At 67.2% G+C, this 21,527-nt stretch carries 24 protein-coding genes and 2 tRNA genes; 16 read left to right on the top strand and 10 right to left on the bottom strand.

Annotated elements, in window-relative coordinates:
* The first annotated feature begins 24 nt into the window (after positions 1-24).
* The 6 genes from IEV56_RS03665 (at position 25) to IEV56_RS03640 (ending at position 4,029) form a co-directional block, all read left to right on the top strand.
* Positions 25-100, top strand: a tRNA-Thr gene (locus tag IEV56_RS03665).
* Positions 101-202: 102 nt separating this feature from the next.
* Positions 203-1,126, top strand: a complete 924-nt coding sequence (gene rocF, locus IEV56_RS03660; protein ID WP_188447828.1) for an arginase — start codon at positions 203-205, stop codon at positions 1,124-1,126.
* Positions 1,127-1,150: 24 nt separating this feature from the next.
* Positions 1,151-1,285 (top strand): entericidin A/B family lipoprotein, encoded by a 135-nt coding sequence (locus IEV56_RS03655; RefSeq protein ID WP_188447826.1) that lies wholly within the window; start codon positions 1,151-1,153, stop codon positions 1,283-1,285.
* Between the two features lie 5 nt (positions 1,286-1,290).
* The gene (locus IEV56_RS03650) at positions 1,291-2,610 is read left to right on the top strand and encodes a tryptophan--tRNA ligase (RefSeq protein ID WP_188447824.1); all 1,320 of its coding nucleotides are present in this window, start codon (positions 1,291-1,293) and stop codon (positions 2,608-2,610) included.
* A complete protein-coding gene (locus IEV56_RS03645) occupies positions 2,610-2,918 on the top strand; it encodes a hypothetical protein (protein WP_188447822.1) in 309 nt (102 codons plus the stop codon). Before IEV56_RS03650 ends, IEV56_RS03645 begins: the two co-directional genes overlap by 1 nt.
* Positions 2,919-2,934: 16 nt before the next feature.
* Positions 2,935-4,029, top strand: coding sequence for a GGDEF domain-containing protein (locus tag IEV56_RS03640; protein WP_188447820.1), 1,095 nt, complete (start codon positions 2,935-2,937; stop codon positions 4,027-4,029).
* Between the two features lie 8 nt (positions 4,030-4,037).
* Here the strand turns inward: IEV56_RS03640 and IEV56_RS03635 are convergent, their stop codons facing one another.
* The 3 genes from IEV56_RS03635 to pdhA are packed head-to-tail and all read right to left on the bottom strand — an operon-like array spanning position 4,038 to position 7,393.
* A complete protein-coding gene (locus IEV56_RS03635; RefSeq protein WP_188447817.1) occupies positions 4,038-5,336 on the bottom strand; it encodes a dihydrolipoamide acetyltransferase family protein in 1,299 nt (432 codons plus the stop codon).
* Between the two features lie 3 nt (positions 5,337-5,339).
* Positions 5,340-6,320, bottom strand: coding sequence for an alpha-ketoacid dehydrogenase subunit beta (locus tag IEV56_RS03630; RefSeq protein ID WP_188447815.1), 981 nt, complete (start codon positions 6,318-6,320; stop codon positions 5,340-5,342).
* Positions 6,320-7,393, bottom strand: a complete 1,074-nt coding sequence (pdhA, locus tag IEV56_RS03625) for a pyruvate dehydrogenase (acetyl-transferring) E1 component subunit alpha (protein ID WP_188447813.1) — start codon at positions 7,391-7,393, stop codon at positions 6,320-6,322. The genes IEV56_RS03630 and pdhA overlap by 1 nt, the downstream gene beginning before the upstream one ends.
* A 96-nt stretch (positions 7,394-7,489) precedes the next feature.
* Here pdhA and kynA point away from each other — a divergent pair, with 96 nt between their 5' ends.
* The 4 genes from kynA (at position 7,490) to IEV56_RS03605 (ending at position 11,676) form a co-directional block, all read left to right on the top strand.
* Positions 7,490-8,341 (top strand): tryptophan 2,3-dioxygenase, encoded by an 852-nt coding sequence (kynA, locus tag IEV56_RS03620; RefSeq protein ID WP_188447811.1) that lies wholly within the window; start codon positions 7,490-7,492, stop codon positions 8,339-8,341.
* Positions 8,342-8,460: 119 nt separating this feature from the next.
* Positions 8,461-9,975 (top strand): peptide MFS transporter, encoded by a 1,515-nt coding sequence (locus IEV56_RS03615; RefSeq protein ID WP_188447809.1) that lies wholly within the window; start codon positions 8,461-8,463, stop codon positions 9,973-9,975.
* Between the two features lie 66 nt (positions 9,976-10,041).
* On the top strand, positions 10,042-11,517 hold the full coding sequence (locus IEV56_RS03610) for a peptide MFS transporter (protein WP_188447807.1): 1,476 nt from the start codon (positions 10,042-10,044) through the stop codon (positions 11,515-11,517).
* Between the two features lie 85 nt (positions 11,518-11,602).
* Positions 11,603-11,676 (top strand) — tRNA-Gly (locus IEV56_RS03605).
* On the opposite strand, the gene IEV56_RS03600 is transcribed toward IEV56_RS03605, so the two are convergent.
* The 6 genes from IEV56_RS03600 to IEV56_RS03580 all read right to left on the bottom strand — a co-directional run bounded on the left by IEV56_RS03600 (position 11,642) and on the right by IEV56_RS03580 (position 14,492).
* Positions 11,642-12,115 carry a hypothetical protein gene (locus IEV56_RS03600; protein ID WP_188447805.1) on the bottom strand — a complete coding sequence of 158 codons (474 nt, stop codon included), beginning with the start codon at positions 12,113-12,115 and terminating at the stop codon, positions 11,642-11,644. The two genes, IEV56_RS03605 and IEV56_RS03600, sit on opposite strands and share 35 nt — an antisense overlap.
* 69 nt (positions 12,116-12,184) lie before the next feature.
* Positions 12,185-12,391 (bottom strand): cysteine-rich CWC family protein, encoded by a 207-nt coding sequence (locus IEV56_RS10575; RefSeq protein WP_229730153.1) that lies wholly within the window; start codon positions 12,389-12,391, stop codon positions 12,185-12,187.
* Entirely contained in the window at positions 12,388-12,933 is a 546-nt protein-coding gene (locus IEV56_RS03595; RefSeq protein WP_229730152.1) for an STM3941 family protein, read from the bottom strand. The genes IEV56_RS10575 and IEV56_RS03595 overlap by 4 nt, the downstream gene beginning before the upstream one ends.
* A gap of 88 nt (positions 12,934-13,021) precedes the next feature.
* On the bottom strand, positions 13,022-13,501 hold the full coding sequence (locus IEV56_RS03590) for a P-loop NTPase family protein (RefSeq protein ID WP_188447804.1): 480 nt from the start codon (positions 13,499-13,501) through the stop codon (positions 13,022-13,024).
* A gap of 40 nt (positions 13,502-13,541) precedes the next feature.
* The gene (locus IEV56_RS03585) at positions 13,542-13,940 is read right to left on the bottom strand and encodes a hypothetical protein (protein WP_188447801.1); all 399 of its coding nucleotides are present in this window, start codon (positions 13,938-13,940) and stop codon (positions 13,542-13,544) included.
* An 81-nt stretch (positions 13,941-14,021) separates the two neighbouring features.
* Positions 14,022-14,492, bottom strand: coding sequence for a MarR family winged helix-turn-helix transcriptional regulator (locus IEV56_RS03580; RefSeq protein WP_188447799.1), 471 nt, complete (start codon positions 14,490-14,492; stop codon positions 14,022-14,024).
* Between the two features lie 92 nt (positions 14,493-14,584).
* On the opposite strand from IEV56_RS03580, the gene hppD reads away from it, so the two are divergent.
* From hppD to maiA, 4 genes are read left to right on the top strand one after another with little or no spacing between them, the layout of a single operon-like run.
* The gene (gene hppD / locus IEV56_RS03575) at positions 14,585-15,646 is read left to right on the top strand and encodes a 4-hydroxyphenylpyruvate dioxygenase (RefSeq protein ID WP_188448001.1); all 1,062 of its coding nucleotides are present in this window, start codon (positions 14,585-14,587) and stop codon (positions 15,644-15,646) included.
* A 9-nt stretch (positions 15,647-15,655) separates the two neighbouring features.
* On the top strand, positions 15,656-16,933 hold the full coding sequence (gene hmgA, locus IEV56_RS03570; protein WP_188447797.1) for a homogentisate 1,2-dioxygenase: 1,278 nt from the start codon (positions 15,656-15,658) through the stop codon (positions 16,931-16,933).
* On the top strand, positions 16,930-17,934 hold the full coding sequence (locus tag IEV56_RS03565) for a fumarylacetoacetate hydrolase family protein (protein ID WP_188447795.1): 1,005 nt from the start codon (positions 16,930-16,932) through the stop codon (positions 17,932-17,934). The genes hmgA and IEV56_RS03565 overlap by 4 nt, the downstream gene beginning before the upstream one ends.
* Position 17,935: 1 nt before the next feature.
* The gene (gene maiA, locus IEV56_RS03560) at positions 17,936-18,610 is read left to right on the top strand and encodes a maleylacetoacetate isomerase (RefSeq protein WP_188447793.1); all 675 of its coding nucleotides are present in this window, start codon (positions 17,936-17,938) and stop codon (positions 18,608-18,610) included.
* A gap of 121 nt (positions 18,611-18,731) precedes the next feature.
* Here the strand turns inward: maiA and IEV56_RS03555 are convergent, their stop codons facing one another.
* Complete coding sequence (locus tag IEV56_RS03555) at positions 18,732-19,838, bottom strand: PilT/PilU family type 4a pilus ATPase (RefSeq protein ID WP_188447791.1); 1,107 nt, start codon at positions 19,836-19,838, stop codon at positions 18,732-18,734.
* An 88-nt stretch (positions 19,839-19,926) separates the two neighbouring features.
* Here IEV56_RS03555 and IEV56_RS03550 point away from each other — a divergent pair, with 88 nt between their 5' ends.
* Positions 19,927-20,298: a DUF4398 domain-containing protein gene (locus IEV56_RS03550; RefSeq protein ID WP_188447789.1), complete on the top strand. Its 372-nt coding sequence runs from the start codon at positions 19,927-19,929 to the stop codon at positions 20,296-20,298.
* The gene (locus IEV56_RS03545; RefSeq protein WP_188447787.1) at positions 20,295-21,206 is read left to right on the top strand and encodes an OmpA family protein; all 912 of its coding nucleotides are present in this window, start codon (positions 20,295-20,297) and stop codon (positions 21,204-21,206) included. The genes IEV56_RS03550 and IEV56_RS03545 overlap by 4 nt, the downstream gene beginning before the upstream one ends.
* The last annotated feature ends 321 nt before the right edge of the window (positions 21,207-21,527 follow it).

The following is a 21,527-nucleotide window of genomic DNA, read 5'->3' as shown; positions in this document are numbered from 1 at the left end:
GCTCGCGTACAATGAGCGGACCGAGCCGGCATAGCTCAGTCGGTAGAGCAACCGCCTTGTAAGCGGTAGGTCCCCAGTTCGAATCCGGGTGCCGGCACCATCTTTAGCCAGCGGCTGAACGGCACCCCGCCGTCGGACCCCAATCTGGCGGCTTTGGCCGCAAATTCGCTACACTAGCCTTCTTCCCGTGATGGACCGAGGCATGACACTGGATAGTCCGAAAATCGCCCTGATCGGCGTGCCGACCGACATCGGCGCCGGCCACCGCGGCGCGTCCATGGGCCCCGAGGCCCTGCGCGTCGCCGGCATCGCCGACGCCCTGCGCGCGCGCGGCTTGGACGTGCGCGACTACGGCAACCTGCAGGGGCCGGTGAACCCCTGGCAGCCGCCGACCGGCGGTTACCGGCATCTGCCGGAAGTGGTCGAGTGGAACCGGCTGACCATGGATGCGGTGTACGCCAGCTTGGGCCGCGGCGAACTGCCGGTGGTGCTCGGCGGCGACCACTGCCTGGGAATCGGTTCGATCACCGCGGTGGCGCGCCATTGCCGCGAGACCGGCAAGAAGCTGCGCATCCTCTGGCTCGACGCCCACGCCGACTTCAACACCAGCGAGGTCACGCCCTCCGGCAACGTGCACGGCATGCCGGTGGCCTGCCTGTGCGGCCTGGGTCCGGAGGCGCTGACCACGCTCGGCGGCCCGGCGCCGGCCATCCTGCCGGAGCAGGTGCGGCAGATCGGCATCCGTTCGGTCGACCTCGGCGAGAAACGCCTGGTGCACCAGTACGGCCTTGACATCTACGACATGCGCTACATCGACGAAGTCGGCATGAAGCGCTCGATCGAGGAGGCGTTGGAAGGCGTCGACGCCGACACCCACGTGCACGTCAGCTTCGACGTCGACTTCCTCGACCCGGCCATCGCGCCGGGCGTGGGCACCACCGTGCCCGGCGGCCCGAATTACCGCGAGGCACAGCTGGTGATGGAGATGATCGCCGACACCGGCCTGCTGGCCTCGCTCGACATCGTCGAGCTGAACCCTGCCTTCGACGAACACAACCGCACCGGCGCGCTCGCGGTCGACCTGGTCGAGAGCCTGTTCGGCAAATCCACCCTGATGCGGGCCTGAGCGCCCATTACCCTGGAGAAAACCATGAAGAAGTTCCTGAGCATCGCGTTCCTCGCCGCCCTGGTCCTCGGCCTGTCGGCCTGCAACACCATCCGCGGCATCGGCAAGGACGTGCAGAAGGCCGGTGAAGTGGTCGAGGAAGCCGGCAAGAAGAACTGATTCCGATGGGCAAGCAGCGCGTCCTGACCGGCATCACCACGTCCGGCACCCCGCACCTCGGCAATTACGCCGGGGCCATCCGGCCGGCCATCGCCGCCAGCCGGCAGCCCGGCGTGGAAAGCTTCTATTTCCTGGCCGACTACCATGCCCTGATCAAGGTGCAGGATCCGGCGCGCGTGCAGCGTTCCACCCTGGAAATCGCCGCGGCCTGGCTGGCTTGCGGCCTGGATCCGGACACGGTGTGGTTCTACCGGCAATCCGATGTCCCGGAAATCCCCGAGCTGACCTGGCTTTTGACCTGCGTGGCCGGCAAGGGCATCCTCAACCGCGCGCATGCCTACAAGGCGGCGGTCGACAAGAACGCCGCCGAGGGCAACGACGCCGATGCCGGCGTCAGCGCCGGCCTGTTCATGTATCCGGTGCTGATGGCGGCCGACATCCTGTTGTTCGGCGCGCACACGGTGCCGGTCGGCCGCGACCAGGTGCAGCACATCGAGATGGCGCGCGATTTCGGCGCGCGCTTCAACCACATCTACGGCGGCGAGTACTTCACCCTGCCGGAGGCGGCGGTCGAGGAATCGGTGGCCACCTTGCCGGGCCTGGACGGCCGCAAGATGAGCAAGAGCTACGACAACACCATTGCGCTGTTCGCCGATGCCGCCACGCTGAAGAAGCAGATCATGGGCCTGGTCACCGATTCGCGCGCGCCCGGCGAGCCGAAGGACACCGAGGGCTCGGCCCTGTTCCAGCTCTATCAGGCATTCGCCTCGCCGGCGCAGACCGACGCCCTGCGCGCCGACTTCGCCGCCGGCATCGCCTGGGGCGAGGCCAAGCAGCGCCTGTTCGAGGTCATCGACGCCGAAATCGCGCCGATGCGCGAACGCTACAACGCCCTGATGGCCGACCCGGCGCGCATCGAAGCGGTGCTACAGGCCGGTGCCGTCAAGGCCCGCGCCATCGCCACGCCGCTGCTGCGCCAGCTGCGGCATGCCGTCGGCCTGCGCGACCTGGCCAGCGCAGCTTCATCGCCCGCATCGGCGGTTGCGGAAAAGCCGGCGTTGCCGGTGTTCAAGCAGTACCGCGAGAAGGACGGCAAGTTCTACTTCAAGCTCAGCCACGCCAACGGCGACACGCTGCTGCAGAGCCGGGGTTTCGAGAACCCGCGCGACGCCGGCGCCTTGCTGGCCAAGATCAAGGCCGAAGGCAAAGCGGCCTGGCACGCGCTGCGCGACGTGGCCGAGCTGGCCGAATTGGCGCAGGAGAGCCAGGTGCTCGAGGCGCTCGAGGCGATTTGCCGCGAAGCCGCCGAGGCCGGAGCCGCCTGATGGCCGCCAACCTCGCGCTGATCCTGTTCCTGCCCTGGTTCGCCATCCTGGCGGCCCTGTACTGGTTCTATCCGCGTCACACGCCGGTGACGCCGGCCCGGCGCCGCTACGATCTGGCGGTATTGGTGCTGGCGTTCGCGCTCAGCCTGCTGGCCGGCCGCTACGGCTTCGGCAGCGCCGAGCCCGGTCCGATCTGGAAGCAGGTGCTGGCCACGCTGTACGCCTACAAAAGCTTCCTGGCCGTGATCGCCGTCGCTTGGTGGTATCGCGGCCGCCGTTTCCCCGCGATTCCGGCCGATTCGGACTGAACAACGGAGGGGCATGATGGTTTCCGCCGAACTGCCGCCGATTTCCGATGCCGACGAACGCGCCCGCCTGGACGCGCTCGAGCGCCTGCATATCCTCGACACCATGCCCGAGCAGGCCTATGAGGATCTGGTGCTGCTGGCCAGCACCATCTGCGGCACGCCGATCGCGCTGGTGTCCCTGATCGACCGCGACCGCCAGTGGTTCAAGGCCCATCAGGGCACCGAACTGACCGAGACCGAGCGTTCCATCGCGTTCTGCGGCCATGCCATCCGCCGGCCCGACGAGGTCATGGTGGTGCCCGACGCCCACCGCGATCCGCGCTTCGCCGGCAACCCGCTGGTGGTCGGCGAACCGCATGTGCGCTTCTACGCCGGCGCGCCGCTGGTCACCCGCGACGGCATCGCGCTCGGCACCATCTGCGTGCTGGACGACAAGCCGCACCAGCTGACGCCGCAGCAGACCGCCGCGCTGTCGGCGATCGCGCGCCAGGTCATGCATCTGCTGGAGCTGCGCCAGACCAACGACGAACTCAAGCGGTTGGCCGCCGAGAACGCGCGCATGACCCGGCAGCTGCTGGGCTACCAGCGGGAACTGGAGGAGCAGAACGCGGAGTTGGCCAAGGAAGCCAAGCACGACGCGCTGACCGGCCTGCTCAACCGCAGCGGCCTGAACAAGCTGCGCGAGCTGGCGATGGCGTCGCGTTGGCACCAAGGCCGGATCTTCTCGGTCGCGGTCATCGACCTCGACCATTTCAAACGCATCAACGACACCTACGGCCATGCCGTCGGCGACCAGGTGCTGCAGGTGGTGGCCGAGGAAATCCGCCGTGCCACCCGCGGCGGCGATTACGCCGGGCGCTTCGGCGGCGAGGAGTTCGTGGTGATCATGCCCGATACGCCGACCGCCGGCGCGCGCACGGTGATGGAGCGCCTGCGCAAGGGTCTGGCATCCCGCGCCGGCGAGTTGCCGGATGCGGTCACCGTCTCGATCGGATTGGCCAGCAGCCGGCCGGGCATGGACGACCCGGACACCATCTTCCGCCACGCCGACCAGGCGCTGTATCTGGCCAAGAACAAGGGCCGCGACCGGGTGGACGTGCTGGAGGACTGAGCGCGCGCTCAGCGCGCGCGCTGCAGGTCGTCGATCATCGCCTTCAGGAAGCGCGCGGCCTCGCCGCCGGTGGCAGCACGGTGGTCGAACGTCAGCGAAATCGGCATCATCCGATGCGTCTCCATGCCGCCCAACACCGGCACCACCGCGTGGTACAGGCGGCCGGCGCCGACGATGCACACGCACGGCGGCACCACCACCGGGGTGGCGTATTTGCCGGCGAACACGCCGAAGTTGGAGAACATCAGCGTGTAGCCCGACAGGTCCTCCGGCGGCAGCGTGCGGTTGCGCACGCCGTCGCGCAGGCGGTTGAGTTCGGCGCGCAGCTGCGTGCCATCGCGCGTGTCGCAGTGCTTGAGCGAGGCCACGAACAGGCCGTCGGCGGAATCGATGGCGACGCCGATGTGCACCGCGCTGTGTCGGCGCAGGGTGCCCTCCTTGGCGTTCAGCCAAGCGTTCATCGCCGGCTCGGTCTTGGCCGCCACCGCCAGCGCGCGCAGGGTGCGCACGGTGATGTCCTCGCCCGGCGCCCAGGCGCTCAGGTCGGCGTCGTCCATCAGCGTGGTCGGCACCACTTCCGCGTGCGCGGCGCTCATCGAACGCAGCATGTTGCGGCGTACGCCGCGGATCGGTTCGTCCTTGTCGTCGCCGGCCGGCGGCGGCATGAACGCCGGCGCCGGGGCGGACGGGGCGCGTGCGACGGCCGGAGCCGGTGCCGCAGCTACGGAGACAGGCGCTTGGGCCGAGGGACTGGCAGCCGCGGCTTTAACGTCGGCCAGGGTGATCACGCCGTCGGCGCCGGTGGCGCGCACGCGGGCCAGATCGACTTTCAGCTTCTTGGCCAGCGCGCGCACGGCCGGCATGGCCTTGATGCCGCCGATGGCGACCGCTTGTTCGCTGCGCACGGCATTCGAGCTTTCCATGGCGCCGACTACGGTACCGGCGTCCTCATCGGCCGCTTCCGGTTCGACCGCGGCCGGTGGCGGCGCGGGCGCCGCAGGCGCGGCCGGGGCGCCGTGATGGTGGCCGGTGTCCTGCGCGTCGGCGCGCTGCGGCAGGTTCGGGTCGAGTTCGATCTCGACCAACACCGCGCCGGTCAACACCACGTCGCCGGCTTGGCCGGCCAGCTTCAGCACCTTGCCGGAGAACGGCGAGGGCACGTCGACCACCGCCTTGGCGGTCTCCATCGACACCAGCGGCGCGTCCAGGCGCACCACGTCGCCGACGGCGACATGCCATTCGACGATTTCGGCGTCCGGCAGGCCTTCGCCCAGGTCGGGCAGATGGAAGGATTTGATCTCACTCATGGCTCAGCTCGCGGCAAGGGTGCGTTTGGCGGCGGCGACGATCTTGTCGACGCTCGGCAGGTATTTCATTTCCAGGCGGAACAGCGGGATGTGCGTGTCGTAGCCGGTGACGCGCTCGACCGGCGCGACCAAGTCGTACATCGCCTTCTCGGCCAGCTGCGCGGCGATCTCGGCGCCGAAACCGGCGGTGCGCGGCGCCTCGTGCACGATCACGCAGCGGCCGGTCTTCTTCACCGATTCGTGGATGGTGTCGAAATCCAGCGGCTTGACCGTGGCGACGTCGATCACCTCGGCGCTGATGCCGTCCTTGGCCAGGGCGTCGGCGGCCTCCAGCGCTTCCTTCACCTGCGAGCCCCAGGTCACCAGGGTCACGTCGGAGCCGTCGCGCAGCACGAAGCAGACGTCCAGCGGCAGGGCTTCGCCGTCGTCGACCACCTCTTCCTTGTACTGCCGGTAGATGCGCTTGGGTTCGAAGAAGATCACCGGGTCGGGGTCGCGGATGGCGGCCAGCAGCAGACCGTAGGCGCGCTGCGGCGAACTCGGCATCACCACCCGCAGGCCTGGCACGTTGGTGAAGATGGCCTCGTTGGCTTCGCTGTGGTGTTCCGGCGCGCGGATGCCGCCGCCCCAGGGCACGCGCAGCACCATCGGGCAGCTCATGCGGCCGCGGGTGCGGTGGCGCAGGCGCGCGGCGTGGCAGATCACGTGGTCGACCATCGGATACATGAAGCCGTCGAACTGCGCTTCGGCGATCGGCTTCATGCCCTGCGCGGCCAGGCCGACGGTCAGGCCGGCGATGGTGGTCTCGTCCAGCGGGGTGTCGAGCACGCGGCCGGCGCCGAATTCCTGGATCAGGCCGGAGGTGGCGCGGAACACGCCGCCGTTGACGCCGACGTCTTCGCCGAGCACGACCACCGATGGGTCGCGGCGCATTTCCGAGGCCATCGCCAGGGTCAGGGCTTCAATCAGGGTGATCGCGGCCATCAGCGGTTCTCCCAGGCCAGGGCCTGCTCGCGCTGTTCGGCCACGTCGTGCGGCAGTTCGGCGTACAGGGAATCGAACATCGCCGCCACCGGCTGCACCGGCGTGGCCAGATAGGCGTCCACTTCGGCGTCGGCCCAGGCGTTGGATTCGGCGATCCAGGCCGCTTCCTCGTCTTCGCTCCACCAGCCCTGCGCCAGCAGGTAGGCCTTCAGGCGTTTGACCGGTTCGCGCTGCCAGGCGGCTTTCACCTGCTCGTCGTCGCGGTAGCGGCGGGCGTCGTCGGCGGTGGTGTGGTCGGACAGCCGGTAGGTGATCAGCTCCAGCACGCTGCCGCCGTGGCCGTGGCGCGCGCGGTTGACCGCATGCTCGACCGCGGCCTTGACCGCGATGATGTCGTTGCCGTCGACCTGCAGGCATTCCAGGCCGCCGGCCAGGCCTTTCTGGGCCAGCGTTTTCGCGCCGGTCTGCGCCTGGCGCGGCACCGAGATGGCCCACTGGTTGTTGATGATGCACAGCACGAACGGCAGGCCGTAGGCGCCGGCCGAGTTGATCGCGGCGTAGGTGTCGGTCTTCGAGGAACCGCCGTCGCCGACGCAGGCCAGCGCCACGCGGTCTTCGCCGCGCAGCTTGAACGCCAGCGCCGAACCGGCCGCGTGCAGGCATTGGGTGGCGATCGGCACGCACCAGGCGAAGTCGTGCGCCGGGCCGGAGAAGTCGTTGCCGCGTTCGTCGCCGCCCCAGTACAGCAGCACCTCGCGCGGCTTCACGCCGCGCGCGAACTGCGCGCCGTACTCGCGGTAGCTGGGCGCGAACACGTCGTCCAGGCGCAGGCTGGTGCCGATGCCGATGTGCGCGGCCTCGTGGCCGAGGCAGGAGGCGTAGGTGCCGAGCTTGCCGGTGCGCTGCAGGGCGACGGCCTTGGCGTCGAAGCAGCGGACCTTGAGCATTTCCTTGTACAGGCCGACCAGCTGCGCGCGGTCGCGCGCGAACGCCGGCAGCTCGGGATTGACCAGGCCGCCGTCGGCGTCCATGTACTGCAGGTAATCGATTTCGAAACGAACCACGGACTCCATCCGGCTCTCCCGTTGTCTGGACCAAGCATACGCCAAAACGGCACTAGTGTAGCCGATAAGTTACACTGGCGCGGTTAAGAAACCGTGAGCCGCGCCATGTCCGAAACGCCCAACCAACGCCCGCTGGAAGCCGGCATCACGGTCGATTTCCGCGACCGTCTGAGCTACGGCGGCTACCTGTGCCTGGACCGGGTGCTGGACGCGCAGAAGCCGCTGTCCGAGCCGCCGGTGCACGACGAGATGCTGTTCATCATCCAGCACCAGACCTCGGAGCTGTGGATGAAGCTGATCATCCATGAGCTGCGCGCGGCGCTGGCGCATCTGCGCGCCGACGACCTGGGGCCGTGCCAGAAGATGCTGGCGCGGGTCAAGCACATCCAGCGCCAACTGACCGAGCAGTGGTCGGTGCTGGAAACGCTGACCCCGAGCGACTACATGCGCTTCCGCAACGTGCTCGGCGCCTCGTCCGGCTTCCAGTCGCACCAGTACCGCGAGATCGAATTCCTGCTCGGCAACAAGAACGCCCACTACGTGAAGGTGTTCGATTACGATCCGGCACTGCACCGGCACCTTACCGACACCTTGAACGCGCCGAGCCTGTACGACGAATTCCTGCGCCATCTGGCGCGCCGCGGCCACGCTGTGCCGGCCGCCTGCCTGAACCGCGATTGGTCGCGGCCCTATGAGAGCCAGGAGGCGGTGACGGCGGTATTCGAACGCATCTACGAGGACACCGCCGGGCACTGGGACGCCTACCATTTCTGCGAGCAGTTGGTCGACATTGAGGTCAACTTCCAGCTTTGGCGCTTCCGCCATCTGAAGACGGTGGAGCGCATCATCGGCTACAAGCCCGGCACCGGCGGTTCGTCCGGCGTGGCCTTCCTGAAAAAGGCGCTGGAGCTCAGCTTTTTCCCGGAACTGTTCGCCGTCCGCACCCGCATCGGCTGATCCGGGTCTTTGCCATCAAGCACTTACGCCGGCCGGCCGGCCATCACCCGCAAGCGGCCGGTTTTGATTATGATTAGCGTTCGTGTATCAAAACATAACACCCAAGGGAGAGAGTCCGCATGAGCGGAGCAACCGATAACAAAGACGGCTTCCTGCCGCCGCCGGCCGGCGAGATCCTCGGCCACCCGAAAGCGCTGTGGAACCTGTTTGGCGCCGAGTTCTGGGAACGCTTCATGTACTACGGCATGCGCGCCATGCTGGCGGTGCACGTGGCGGCCGCGTTCTTCGCGCACCTCGGCGACGGCGCCCGCGCCCAGGCCAGCCTGACCTTCGGCGGCTACACCTCGATGGTGTACATGACCGGCATTGCCGGCGGCTTCGTGGCCGACCGCATCCTCGGCTACCAGCGCTCGATCATGCTCGGCGGCGCCCTGATGGCGGTCGGCATGTTCATGCTGATGGCGCCCGACCTGACCACCTTCCTGCTCGGTCTGGCGGTGATCGTGGTCGGCAACGGCCTGTTCAAGCCGAACATCTCGACCATGGTCGGCAAGCTGTACGCGCCGGGCGACGCCCGCCGCGACTCCGGCTTCACCATCTTCTACATGGGCATCAACGCCGGCGCGCTGATCGCGCCGATCATCTGCGCCTCGATCATCGGCAGCCAATACGGCTACCGCTGGGGCTTCTTCGCCGCCGGCATCGGCATGATCCTCGGCCTGATGGTGTTCCAGGGCCTGAAGCACTGGCTGGGCCACGTCGGCACCTCGCCGGAAGGCAAGCAGGGCTGGGGCCCGGTGCTGCAGGTGCTGGTCGCCGCCGCCGTGCTGGTGGTGCCGGTGTTCTTCCTGCTCAGCCAGAGCGAAGTGCTCGGCGGCCTGCTGATCGCCATGATGCTGGGCCTGGTCGCCTATTTCATCTACAGCGGCGTCACCAGCGGCGACAAGGTGCAGCTGCACCGCTACATCGCCATGCTGATCCTGTTCTGCGCCAACATCCTGTTCTGGGCCCTGTTCGAGCAGGCCGGTTCCTCGCTGAACTTCCTGGCCCAGGATTTCGTCAAGATGCCGGACGTCTCCATCTTCGGCTGGACCCCGACCTTCGAGGTGTTCCAGTCGGTCAATCCGGTGTTCATCATCGTGCTGGCGCCGCTGTTCGCCTCGCTGTGGCCCGCGCTGGACGGCAAGGCGCTGAACCCGTCGATCCCGCGCAAGTTCGCCTACGGCCTGGCAGGCGCCGCCATCGGCTTCTATGTGCTGGTGTTCGCCATCCAGAACTTCGTGGACGCCGGCGGCAAGATCAGCTGGATGTGGCTGACCCTGACCTACCTGATCCACACCATGGGCGAGCTGTGCCTGTCGCCGATCGGCCTGGCGATGGTGACCAAGCTGGCGCGTCCGCAGGAGACCGGCCTGGCCATGGGCGGCTGGTTCCTGTCGATCGCGATGGCCAACTACGTGGCCGGCCGCATCGCCGCGATCGCCTCCGGCGGCAGCGGCCATGGCGAAGCCGCCAGCTCGCTGGTGCAGTACGCCGATACCTTCAACCAGCTGTTCATCATCGGCATCGTGATCGCCGCGCTGTTCTTCCTGGCCGCGCCGCTGATCAACAAGCTCATGCACGGCGTGAAGTAAGCGCCGGCACCCGCCGCAACCCGCCACGGCCCGGATCACGGGCCGTGGTTTTTTGAGGAGTTCCCCATGGCCGACGCCAAACCCGCCACCGACTTCATCCCGCCGCCGCCCGGCGACAGCCTGGGCCATCCGCGCGCCCTCTGGCAGCTGGTGCACTCCGAGTTCTGGGAGCGCTTCTCCTATTACGGCATGCGCGCGCTGCTGGCGGTGTACGTGGCCGCGCAGTTCTTCGCGCTGCTGCCGGAGGGCGAGGCCAAGGCCCAGGCCGCGCTGACCTACGGCGCCTACACGGCGCTGATCTACGCCACCGGCATCTTCGGCGGATTCATCGCCGACCGTTACATCGGCTACCGGCGCGCCATCGTGATCGGCGGCCTGCTGATGGCAGCCGGCCTGTTCCTGCTGCTGATCAAGGACCTGCAGTGGTTCCTGCTCGGCCTGTCGCTGATCGTGGTCGGCAACGGCCTGTTCAAGCCGAACATCTCGACCATGGTCGGCCGCCTGTACGCGCCCGACGACGTGCGCCGCGATTCCGGCTTCACCATCTTCTACATGGGCATCAACGCCGGCGGCGCGCTGGCGCCGCTGGTCTGCGGCACCCTGATCGGCGCCCGTTTCGGCTACGAGTGGGGCTTCTTCACCGCCGGCATCGGCATGCTGCTGGGCCTGGCCGTGTTCCAGTGGCGCATCGCGCGCATGGGCGAGATCGGCCGACCGCCGGCCGGCGGCGAGGGCATCGCGCGCACGCTGGTGGTGGTGCTCGGCGCCTTGGTGTCGGTGCCGCTGGTGTACCTGCTGCTGAACCAGAAGGCGCTGGTCGGCTGGCTGCTGATCGGCCTGTTCCTGGCGCTGACCGTGTTCTTCATCGCCTCCGGCGTGCGCAGCCGCGACAAAGTGCAGCTGCACCGCTACATCGCCATGCTGCTGCTGTTCCTGGCCAAGATCCTGTTCTGGGGCATGTTCGAGCAGGCCGGCTCCTCGCTCAACTTCTTCGCCAAGGACCACGTCGACGCGCCGTTCGACTTCACCGTGTTCCAGTCCGCCAACCCGGTGTTCATCATCCTGCTGGCGCCGCTGTTCGCCTGGCTGTGGCCGCGGCTGGAAGCGCGCGGCGTCAATCCCTCGATTCCGCGCAAGTTCGGCATCGCGGTGATCCTGGTCGCCATCGGCTTCACCAGCCTGGTGTGGAGCATCGGCAACCTGCAGGACGGCAATGCCCGCATCCCGTGGGAGATGCTGGCGCTGGCCTACATGATCAACACCATGGGCGAGCTGTGCCTGTCGCCGATCGGGCTGTCGATGGTCAGCAAGCTGGCTTCCGCGCGCGACACCGGTCTGGCCATGGGCGCCTGGTTCCTGTGCACCGCCATCGGCAACTTCGTGGCCGGCGCGGTGGCGGCGCAGGCCTCCGGCGGCGCCCTGGGCGGCATCGCCCAGTACGCCAGCACCTACAGCCAGATCGCCATCGCCGGTTTCGCCTTCGGCGCCGCGTTCCTGCTGTTCGCGCCGCTGATCAACAAGCTGATGCACGGCGTGAAGTAAGCGCCGCGCCTTCTACAAAAAAGCGGCCTGCGGGCCGCTTTTTTGTTGCCGTACCGCCTGCGCCGGCCTAGAATCGGAAGCGAATGCGGGTGTCGTTCAATGGCAGGACCTGAGCTTCCCAAGCTCAAGACGTGGGTTCGATTCCCATCACCCGCTCCATTTCCGTGTTATGGCTCCGGATGGTCCGCTCCAGCCGAACCGCGCTCTCCGACATGCCGGCCTCGAGCTCCGCGTCGGTGAGCGTTTCCAAGTCGCGTAGCACGGCCTGGCAATCGGCCGCGGAGCGTGTGCGGAAATCCTCTTCCGCCAACGCCGACTGCATGGCCTGGAAAGCGCTGAACGCCGGCGACAGCGGTGTGGCCAGCGCCGGTTGCGCAGGCGCCATCGCATCCAGGATGCCGTTTATCCGCGCGCCGAAGCCGGCCAACGCGGCGGCGAACGCCGCATCCTGTTCCGGATGTGCTTTGCCGCAGACGGTCAACTCCGTGCGCGGATACTGCAGGGCGATGTCCATCACCAGATCACGCAGGGTCGCGCCGGACGCACTATCGGTTGGCGTGGCGGCAGTCAGCAGCAGGGCAAGCGTAGCGGATTTCATGTAGCACCTATGCGAGATGATGGCTTGAGCAGGCTAGCATGGGAGTCGCGCACGCCGTGTCAAGACGGATTAGCCGCCAACGGCCGCGCAACGCGGACACAGGCAGGCTTTGCCGGCCAGCTCCGGCGGAATCCGGGCCAGCGCCTCCGCGCTGATTCTCACCGTGCGGCACCAACACTCCAGATCGAAACGGCCGCTCTCGGCCGGCGCGCATTCATTGGCGCCGCCGCACAGCGGGCAAATGACGTTCGGCAGCGGCGTTGGCGAGTCAGTCACGCCTGACGGCCGTGGCGCTCGAGCCGGTTCTGGAATTCCGCCACCAACGCGCCGAAATCGGTTTTCAGCGCATGCGCGCTGATGACGATCGGGCTGCCGCACATGCGGGTGTTGGCGCGGCCGAGCATGCGCTTCAGCGCGCCGGCGCGGGCGAGGTATTTCTCCGGGTCGCGCACGCCCACCACCAGCATCCGCTGGCGGTTGAACTCCATCACGCCGACGCCGGTCACTTCCGCCCAAGGCACGAAGCCGGCGGCGGTGGCGCTGGCGTTGTCGGTGAAGCCGTCCGGCCCGAACACCAGCCCCGGCCGGTCGTCGCGCAGTTTTACCAGGCCGAACACCGCGGTGACCGAGAACATCAGCGCGCAAGCGATGCCCAGGCCGTGCATCACCACCGGGTTGTTGTAGCGGCGTTGGCTGGCGATGACCGCGGCGTCGAGTTGCGCCAGCCAGACGCCCAGCGCCACGAACAGTACGGAGCCGGCGACCAGCAAGGCCAGTTTGGTCTTGCTGAGCGGAATGGTTTTTTCGGAATCGGACATGACGTCTCCAAGGCATGGGCCGTGCCGCGATGCGGCGATACCGCCATGGTAGGACGAAATCCGCCGCCGATGGAAGCGTGAAGCCGGATCAGCCGGCCGGTGCGGTCAGTTCACGCTTGGCCCCGGCGAAGGCGTCGAAGATCCGGCGGTGCGCGGCATACGACCACGCGTCGTCGCGTTCGTAATAGCCCGCAACCCACGCTTGCAGATTTTCCAGCATGCTGTCCTGCTCGGCCTTGGATGCGTACTTGTGCGGCTCCCACGGCCGTTGCCGGTTATGCGCCAGGCAGGTTTCCTGTCCGGGATTGAGGAACACCAGCTCGGTGCAGCGGCCGCTGGCCGCCTCCACCAGTTCGCCGTAGCAGCCTTCGATCACCCAGCGGTCGTTGCCGTCCATGAACGCGTGCAACGAAGCCAGCACGGCCTCCGGCGCGCGCGGCACGGCGATTTGGCCCGGCTCCCAGACGATGGCGTCCAGGTCCAGATGGGCGAGGGCATGCGTCTGCGCCAGGCGTTGCGCCAAGGTGCTTTTGCCGGAGCCGGAGTTGCCGAAGAGAAGGGCACGCATTCAATATCCTGTTTGGTTGTCGCCAACCCTGTTGTTGCCGTCAGCCTGCGCTGTTGGGAATGCTTTTCTGTAAGGCATTCAAGCTGTCGGTGCAGATCGCCCGTTGCGAGGCTTCCGGCTTCGCCAGAAGCTTTTGCTTGAAATCGGCGGCCATGTTGGCGTGGTATTGGTCGAAATCCCGGTCTTTGGGTGAGCCGGCTTTGGTGAAATCCCGGCCGCGCGCGATTTCCGCGTGATGCGTTTCCAGCCATTTGGCGGCCACGCCGGCGTAATCGCCCTGGTCGGCCAGCAGCGGCGTACAGACCTCGGTGATGATCGGCAGGCTGATGCTGCGCAGGAAGGCCATCCAATCGTTCAGTTCGGCATCTGTGGGTTTTTCCGGCGAAGCCTGCGCAGCGAAAGCGGACGTCAGTAGGAGGGAGAGGGCGAGTAGACGCATCGGGTTTCCTGGTTTGATGGGTGTGCGCCTATGCGGCGGATGCCCCATTCAAGCGGAAGGCCCTACGCCCGTCAACCGGAATCATTCGGAAACGCCCAGCGCCAACTCCGCCGCTTCCAGCTTGTCGAGGATGGCCAGCAACTGGGTTTGTTCGGCCGGTTCCAATGCCGACAGGATCCGGCGTTCCAGCGCCAGCGCCAGCGGCACCACCTGGTCGAACACCGCGTAGCCCTTGGCGCTGAGCTTCAGGCTGGAGCGCCGTCGGTCGCCGGCATCAACCCGGCGCAGCAGGAACTTCTTGTCCAGCAGGGCGGACACCGCGCGGCTGACCGCGACCTTGTCCATCGCCGTGCGTTCCACCAGCCGGTTGGCGCTGACGCCGGGTTCGTGGCCCAGTACCGCCATCACCCGCCATTCGGTCACCGAGAGGTTGAATCGGGCCGAGTACAGGGCCGAAATGTCCTGGCTGATGCGGTTGGAAAGCACCGACAGACGGTAGGGTAAAAAGCGCTCCAGGCGCAGTTCGGCGTGCGGGTTGGCGGTATGGGGCATGGCGCTTGCAAATGGTTTCAACTGAAACTACTATGGGCGCTTTCCGCAATGCTGTAAAGGAGCCATCCATGAACGCCGCCCTCAACACCGGCATGACCGTGCAGACCTTCGAGAACCCGATGGGCATCAACGGCTTCGAGTTCGTCGAATTCGCCGCCCCGGCCGGCCGTGCCGGCGAGCTGGCCGACTACTTCCGCCGCATGGGCTTCATGCCGGTGCTCAAGCACAAGAGCCGGGACATCACCGTGTTCCGCCAAGGCGGCGTCAACTTCCTGCTGAATGCCGATCCCGATTCCTTCGCCGCCGACTTCGCGGCCGCGCACGGCCCCTGCGCCTGCGGTTTCGCCATCCGCTTCACCCAACCGGTGCAGGACGTGCAGGCCGCCGCCATCGCCCAAGGCGGCAAGGCCGTGGCCCACAAGGAGGCCAGCAAGGCGGTGCCGGTGCCGGTGATCTACGGCATCGGCGACTGCATGCTGTATCTGGTGCCGGACGGCCAGGACGCCTACGCCGCCGAGTTCGAGCCGGTGCCGGGCGCCGAGCCCGATCCGAAGGGCTTCGGCCTGACCTTTATCGACCACCTGACCCACAACCTGTTCCTGGGCAACATGCAGAAGTGGTCGGATTACTACGAGAAGCTGTTCAACTTCCGCGAGATCCGCTACTTCGACATCAAGGGCGTGAAGACCGGCCTGCTGTCGAAGGCCATGACCGCGCCGGACGGCATCGTGCGCATCCCGCTGAACGAGTCCTCGGACGAGAAATCGCAGATCAACGAATACCTGCGCGAATACAAGGGCGAGGGCATCCAGCACATCGCCTGCTTCACCGACGACATCTACGCCACGGTCGAGGCCATGCGCGCCGCCGGCGTCGAGTTCCTCGACACCCCGGACACCTACTTCGACGTGATCGACCTGCGCGTGCCGGATCACGGCGAGGACGTGGAGCGCCTGCGCCGCAACAAGATCCTGATCGACGCCGACGCCGAGACCAAGCAGCGCAAGCTGCTGCAAATCTTCACCCAGAATGCCGTCGGTCCGATCTTCTTCGAGATCATCCAGCGCAAGGGCAACGAGGGCTTCGGCGAAGGCAACTTCCAGGCCCTGTTCGAATCCATCGAGCGCGACCAGATGCGCCGCGGCGTGCTGTAAGGAGCGCCCATGACCCTGGCCTACCAATCCGGTTTCGGCAACGAATTCGCCAGCGAAGCGCTGCCCGGCGCGCTGCCGGTGGGGCGCAACTCGCCGCAGCGCTGCGCTTACGGCCTGTATGCCGAGCAGCTCAGCGGCACCGCGTTCACCGCGCCGCGCCACAGCAACCGGCGTAGCTGGCTGTATCGCATCCGCCCGGGCGCGATGCACGGCCCCTTCGAGCTGTTGCCGGAGACCGCGTTCCACAACCGCTTCGACGAATTGCCGGCCGATCCGAACCAGCTGCGCTGGTCGCCGTTGCCGGCGGCCAAGCCCGGCACCGACTTCCTTGACGGCCTGTTCGCGATGTGCGGCAACGCCGGCGTCGGCGTGCACCGTTACGCCGCCAACGCCGACATGGCCGGCCGCTTCTTCAGCAACAGCGACGCCGAGATGCTGATCGTGCCGCAGGCCGGCCGCCTGCGTCTGCGCACCGAGATGGGCGTGCTGGAGGTCGAGCCGCAGGAAATCGCCGTCATTCCGCGCGGCATCCGCTTCGCGGTCGATCTGCCGGACGGCAGTGCCGCCGGTTACGTGGCCGAGAACTTCGGCGCGCTGCTGCGCCTGCCGGATCTGGGGCCGATCGGTTCCAACGGCCTGGCCAATCCGCGCGATTTCCTGGCGCCGGTGGCGGCCTACGAGGACGTGGAGGGCGATTTCCGCCTGCTCAACAAGTTCCGCGGCCGCCTGTGGCAGGCCGCCATCGGCCATTCGCCGCTGGACGCGGTAGCTTGGCACGGCAATTACACGCCATACAAATACGATCTGCGCCGCTTCAACACCATCGGTTCGATCAGCTACGACCATCCGGACCCGAGCATCTTCTTGGTGCTGTATTCGCCCAGCGATACGCCGGGCACCAGCAACCTGGATTTCGTGATCTTCCCGCCGCGTTGGCTGGTGGCGCAGGACACCTTCCGTCCGCCGTGGTTCCACCGCAACATCGCCAGCGAGTTCATGGGCCTGATCCATGGCGTGTACGACGCCAAGGCCGACGGCTTCGTGCCCGGCGGCGCCTCGCTGCACAACTCGATGACCGGCCACGGCCCGGACGCGGCGACCTTCGACAAGGCCTCCCACGCCGACCTGAGCAAGCCGGACGTGATCACCGGCACCATGGCCTTCATGTTCGAGAGCCGCTCGGTGTTCACCGCCACCGCCCAGGCCTTACAATGCCCCAGCCGCCAACGCGACTACCAGGCCTGCTGGCAGGGCCTGCGCAAACACTTCAACCCGGATAACGCATGAAACTCGCTTCCCTGAAAACCGGCGGCCGCGACGGCACGCTGATCGTGGTCTCCAAAGACCTGCAACGCGCGGTGGCGGTGCCGTCCATCGCGCCGACACTGCAGCGCGCGCTGGAGGACTGGCAGGACGCCGCGCCGCGGCTGAACCGCGTGTATGAGGCCCTGAACCACGGCAATGTGCAGAGCATCGACGCCGAAGACGTGTTCCCGCTCGATATGGCCGCGCTGGCCGCGCCGCTGCCGCGCGCCTACGAGTTCGTCGACGGCTCGGCCTATCTGCCGCACGTGGCGCGGGTGCGCAAGGCCCGCGGCGCCGAGGTGCCCGAAAGCTTCTACACCGATCCGCTGATGTACCAGGCGGTGTCGGCCGGCTTCTATGGCCCGCGCGATCCGGTGCGGGTACCGAGCGAGGAGTTCGGCATCGACCTGGAAGCCGAAGTGGTGATCGTCACCGACGACGTGCCGATGGCGGTCACGCCCGAGCAGGCCGCCGGGCACATCCAGCTGATCGGCCTGGTCAACGACGTCTCGCTGCGCAACCTGATTCCGGCCGAGCTGGCCAAGGGCTTCGGCTTCCTGCAGTCCAAGCCGCGCTCGGCGCTCAGCCCGGTGTTCGTCACGCCCGACGAACTCGGCGCGGCCTGGCAGGACAACAAGGTGCACCTGCCGCTGCTGACCCACATCAACGGCGCATGGTTCGGCGCGCCGGAAGCGGGCGTCGACATGCAGTTCGATTTCGCCCAGCTGGTGGCGCACGCCGCCAAGACCCGTCCGCTGTCGGCCGGCACCCTCGTCGGTTCCGGCACCGTGGCCAACGAAGACACCGCGCTCGGCGCGTCCTGCTTCGCCGAACAGCGCACGGTCGAGACCCTGCGCGACGGCAAGCCGAGCACGCCGTTCATGAAATACGGCGACGTGGTGCGCATCGAGATGCTCGACAAGAACGGCGACAGCGTGTTCGGCGCCATCGAACAGCGCATCGCCGCGTACCCGGGAGACTGACATGGCCGACGGGCTGGTGCTGCACCACTACTGGCGTTCCAGCGCCAGTTACCGCGCGCGCATCGCGCTGAACCTGAAGGGCTTGGCGTACCGCATCGCACCGGTGCACCTGCTCGAGGACGGCGGCCAGCAGCACCACGCCGGCTATCGCGCCATGAACCCGCAGGCGCTGGTGCCGACCCTGGTGCACGCCGGTCAGGCCATCGGCCAGTCGCTGGCCATCATCGAATATCTGGACGAGGTCTTCCCCGGTCCACGCCTGCTGCCGGTCGATCCGCTGCAGCGCGCGGCCGCGCGCTCGCTGGCGCTGTACATGGCCTCCGAAGGCCAGCCGATGATGAACCTGCGCGTGCTGCAATATCTGGAAGCCAAGCACGGCTTCGGCGAAGACGACAAGGCCGGCTGGGTACGGCATTGGCTGACCGTGAACTTCGGCAACCTCGAAGCGCAGCTGGCGGCTTCGCCGTACACCGGCGAGTTCGCCGTCGGCGACGCGCCCGGCCTGGTGGAATGCTGCCTGGTGCCGCACACCTTCGCCGCCGCGCGCTTCAATCTCGACATGACGCCGTATCCCACCGTGATGCGCATCGTCGGCAATTGCCGCGAGCTGCCGGCGTTCGTGGCCGCGCATCCGTTCCGGCAACCGGATACGCCCGCCGAATTCCGGCCGGCGTAAACCGCCCATCGGTATGGCAACGTAGGGGCGGACCTGTGTGTCCGCCCTTATTCATATCCGCCATGAACGAAAAGGGCGAACACAAGGTTCGCCCGTACGGATCGATCATGGGCGGACGCGATCAATGCTGCTGGTACAGGTCGCCGTAGGGGTCGTGCTCGGCGCTGCCGCCTTCGGCCAGACGGATCTTCAGCGCCAGGCCGTCGCGCGAGTCGGCCTTGGCCAGCGCTTCGTCCAGGCTGATCTTGCCCTCCTTGTACAGCTTGAACAGCGACTTGTCGAAGGTGTGGATCTCCTCCTCCAGCGAGGTGTCCATCGCGTCCTTGACCTCGTGGATCTGACCGCGGCGGATCAGGTCGCGGATCATCGGGGTGTTGATCAGCACCTCGGTGGCCGGCATCCGGCGGCCGTCGACGCCGATCACCAGGCGCAGCGAGATGACCGCCTTCAGGTTCAGCGCCAGGTTCATCAGGATGTTCTTGTGCGCCGCTTCCGGGAAGAAGTTGAGGATGCGCTCCAGGGTCTGGTCGGCGTTGTTGGAGTGCAGGGTGGCCAGGCACAGGTGGCCGGTCTCGGCGAAGGTGATCGCCGCCTCCATGGTGGTCGCGTCCAGGATCTCGCCGATCAGGATCACGTCCGGCGCCTCGCGCATGGCGTTCTTCAGGGCATTGTGGAAGGCGTGGGTGTCGAAGCCGACTTCGCGCTGGTTGACGATCGACTTCTTGTGCCAATGCAGGAACTCGATCGGGTCCTCGATGGTCAGGATGTGGCCGGCCTGGGTCTCGTTGCGGTGGCCGATCATCGCCGCCAGCGCGGTCGATTTGCCCGAGCCGGTGGAGCCGACCACCAGCACCAGGCCGCGCGGTTCGTTGATGATCTTCTTCAGCACCTCCGGCAGGCGCAGCTCCTCGATGGTCGGGATGTCGCTTTTGATGGCGCGGATCACCATCGCCACCTCGCCGCGCTGCTTGAAGATGTTGACGCGGAAACGGCCGGCGTCCTTGATCGAGACCGCCATGTTGTATTCCAGTTCGCGCTCGAACACCGCGATCTGCTCTTCCTCCATCAGCGAGTAGGCGATCTTCTTCACCATGCCGGCCGGCAGGCCGTTGGCGCCGAGCGGATACAGCTTGCCCTCGACCTTGATGTTGACCGGCGCGCCGGTGCTGAGGAACAGGTCGGATGCGTTCTTCTCGCGCATCAGTTTCAGGAAGTAGCCGATGTCCATGGTTCCCCTTGTGCGGTGTGTGCCGCCATCGATTTTGTGTACACTGGAATCATCAGGTCGAAAAGACCCGTCTGACATGGATTATAGGATGTCCACACCGTTTTTGCGCTTCCTGCTCGCCGCTTGCCTGGCCGCCGGCACCGCCGCGGCGCAGACCCCGCCGTCACCCGTGCTGGCGCAGGCCGAACAGGCCTTGTCCGCCGCCCGTCAGGCCAACGCCGCCACCTTGGCGCCGGACGCGTTGGCGCGTGCCGAAGCGGCGTGGAGCGCCGCCGAAGCCGCCGGCGCACGCGGCAAGAACAAGGAAGCCGAACGTCAGGCCCTGCGTGCCCGGCGCTTGGCCGAAGCGGCCGCGGCCGAAGCGCGTTACCTCGCGCTGAAAGAGCGCGTGGAAGCCAAGGTCTCGGAAAACGCGGCGTTGCGCCGCGAACTGTTGGTCACCGGCGGAGAGCGGCCATGAAGCGGGCCGTGTGGGCTTTGCTGCTTTTGGCCGGTTCCGTCGCCCAGGCGCAGACGCCGGATTGGGCCACGCAGGTCGCCGAGCTGGATGCGCGTCTGGCGGCGGTCGATGCCGCCGGCAACGCCGCGGACGCCGCGCTCGAGCGTCTGGAAGCGCAACAGACCTTGGCCGCGTTGCCCAAGACCCGCGCGCGCGAACGCCTCGATGCCTATGAGGTCGCGGAGGCCCTGGTGCGCCGCGCCGAGTTCGCGCTGAAGTCGGCGGAGCTGGAAGCACAGCTGTTGGCGCTGGACCGCGAACGCGACGGCATCCTGCTGGAAGCCAGTCGCCGCGACGCCGAACTGGCCCGCAAGGAAGCCGAGCGCATGCGTCTGCTGGCCTTGGCACGCGAGGAAGAAGAGGCCTTGGCCGCCGCCGATGCCGCCATCGAAGACGCCGCGGTGCAGGAAGCGCAGGCGCGCGAATTGGCCGACGCCGAAGCCAAGGACGCGGAACTGGCGCGCTTGGAGGAGGAACTGGCGGCGCAGGCCGCGGCCAAGGGCGATGTGCTGGCCAGCCGCAGCGTCGCCGGCAAACCGGCCTACCGGCTGTCGGCCAGTGCCTTCCAACCCGGCAAGGCCGTGTTGATGCCCGAGGCCAAGCAACTGTTGCAGCAGCTGGCGCGCAAGCTGAAGGCCGGCGGCAAAGCCTGGTCGATCGAAGGCCACACCGACAACCTCGGCAACGAGGACGGCAATCTGGCGTTGTCGTTGCAGCGCGCCGAGGCAGTGCGGGCGGTGCTCCGCGCTGCCGGCATCCCGGCCGGCAAGCTGGGCGTGAAAGGCTGGGGCAGCGCCAAGCCCTTGGCCGCGAATACCGGCAAAAACGGCCGCGCACAAAACCGCCGCATCGAGATCCTGCCCAAATAAGCCGGCCGATCAAGCGCTTGCGGGCGCCGTTCACGCGCATTTAACAGCTAACTGATTGATCGATAAGGGGCGGTTGCTTGGTGTCGGCACTTTGTCGGCGCTTTTTTGGCCCAAGAAAATCAATGGCCTGCGCCGGCACTTGCACCGGCCCGGCGACCGGCGTAGGTTTTATATCCCATGCCCTGCGTTTTTTGCGCGGCATGGGTCCAAGAGGGCCAGCACCATGCGCGACGCGTCATCACCTCGTCCCGATGCAGCAGCCGGAAAGCGCTCCGCAACGCGCGTTGCCGGCCGCGCCGGTGCTGTGCCCAACCCCTGAAA

This window comes from Arenimonas maotaiensis (genome assembly GCF_014638745.1).
GTDB lineage: Bacteria > Pseudomonadota > Gammaproteobacteria > Xanthomonadales > Xanthomonadaceae > Arenimonas > Arenimonas maotaiensis.
This window is presented reverse-complemented; position numbering and strand designations above follow the sequence as displayed.

Excerpts from the sequence above, each read along its gene's own strand:
- rocF (WP_188447828.1), top strand. The coding sequence starts at position 203 with ATGACACTGGATAGTCCGAAAATCGCCCTGATCGGCGTGCCGACCGAC.
- IEV56_RS03655 (WP_188447826.1), top strand. The coding sequence starts at position 1,151 with ATGAAGAAGTTCCTGAGCATCGCGTTCCTCGCCGCCCTGGTCCTCGGC.
- IEV56_RS03650 (WP_188447824.1), top strand. The coding sequence starts at position 1,291 with ATGGGCAAGCAGCGCGTCCTGACCGGCATCACCACGTCCGGCACCCCG.
- IEV56_RS03645 (WP_188447822.1), top strand. The coding sequence starts at position 2,610 with ATGGCCGCCAACCTCGCGCTGATCCTGTTCCTGCCCTGGTTCGCCATC.
- IEV56_RS03640 (WP_188447820.1), top strand. The coding sequence starts at position 2,935 with ATGGTTTCCGCCGAACTGCCGCCGATTTCCGATGCCGACGAACGCGCC.
- IEV56_RS03635 (WP_188447817.1), bottom strand. The coding sequence starts at position 5,336 with ATGAGTGAGATCAAATCCTTCCATCTGCCCGACCTGGGCGAAGGCCTG.
- IEV56_RS03630 (WP_188447815.1), bottom strand. The coding sequence starts at position 6,320 with ATGGCCGCGATCACCCTGATTGAAGCCCTGACCCTGGCGATGGCCTCG.
- pdhA (WP_188447813.1), bottom strand. The coding sequence starts at position 7,393 with ATGGAGTCCGTGGTTCGTTTCGAAATCGATTACCTGCAGTACATGGAC.
- kynA (WP_188447811.1), top strand. The coding sequence starts at position 7,490 with ATGTCCGAAACGCCCAACCAACGCCCGCTGGAAGCCGGCATCACGGTC.
- IEV56_RS03615 (WP_188447809.1), top strand. The coding sequence starts at position 8,461 with ATGAGCGGAGCAACCGATAACAAAGACGGCTTCCTGCCGCCGCCGGCC.
- IEV56_RS03610 (WP_188447807.1), top strand. The coding sequence starts at position 10,042 with ATGGCCGACGCCAAACCCGCCACCGACTTCATCCCGCCGCCGCCCGGC.
- IEV56_RS03600 (WP_188447805.1), bottom strand. The coding sequence starts at position 12,115 with ATGAAATCCGCTACGCTTGCCCTGCTGCTGACTGCCGCCACGCCAACC.
- IEV56_RS03595 (WP_229730152.1), bottom strand. The coding sequence starts at position 12,933 with ATGTCCGATTCCGAAAAAACCATTCCGCTCAGCAAGACCAAACTGGCC.
- IEV56_RS03590 (WP_188447804.1), bottom strand. The coding sequence starts at position 13,501 with ATGCGTGCCCTTCTCTTCGGCAACTCCGGCTCCGGCAAAAGCACCTTG.
- IEV56_RS03585 (WP_188447801.1), bottom strand. The coding sequence starts at position 13,940 with ATGCGTCTACTCGCCCTCTCCCTCCTACTGACGTCCGCTTTCGCTGCG.
- IEV56_RS03580 (WP_188447799.1), bottom strand. The coding sequence starts at position 14,492 with ATGCCCCATACCGCCAACCCGCACGCCGAACTGCGCCTGGAGCGCTTT.
- hppD (WP_188448001.1), top strand. The coding sequence starts at position 14,585 with ATGACCGTGCAGACCTTCGAGAACCCGATGGGCATCAACGGCTTCGAG.
- hmgA (WP_188447797.1), top strand. The coding sequence starts at position 15,656 with ATGACCCTGGCCTACCAATCCGGTTTCGGCAACGAATTCGCCAGCGAA.
- IEV56_RS03565 (WP_188447795.1), top strand. The coding sequence starts at position 16,930 with ATGAAACTCGCTTCCCTGAAAACCGGCGGCCGCGACGGCACGCTGATC.
- maiA (WP_188447793.1), top strand. The coding sequence starts at position 17,936 with ATGGCCGACGGGCTGGTGCTGCACCACTACTGGCGTTCCAGCGCCAGT.
- IEV56_RS03555 (WP_188447791.1), bottom strand. The coding sequence starts at position 19,838 with ATGGACATCGGCTACTTCCTGAAACTGATGCGCGAGAAGAACGCATCC.
- IEV56_RS03550 (WP_188447789.1), top strand. The coding sequence starts at position 19,927 with ATGTCCACACCGTTTTTGCGCTTCCTGCTCGCCGCTTGCCTGGCCGCC.
- IEV56_RS03545 (WP_188447787.1), top strand. The coding sequence starts at position 20,295 with ATGAAGCGGGCCGTGTGGGCTTTGCTGCTTTTGGCCGGTTCCGTCGCC.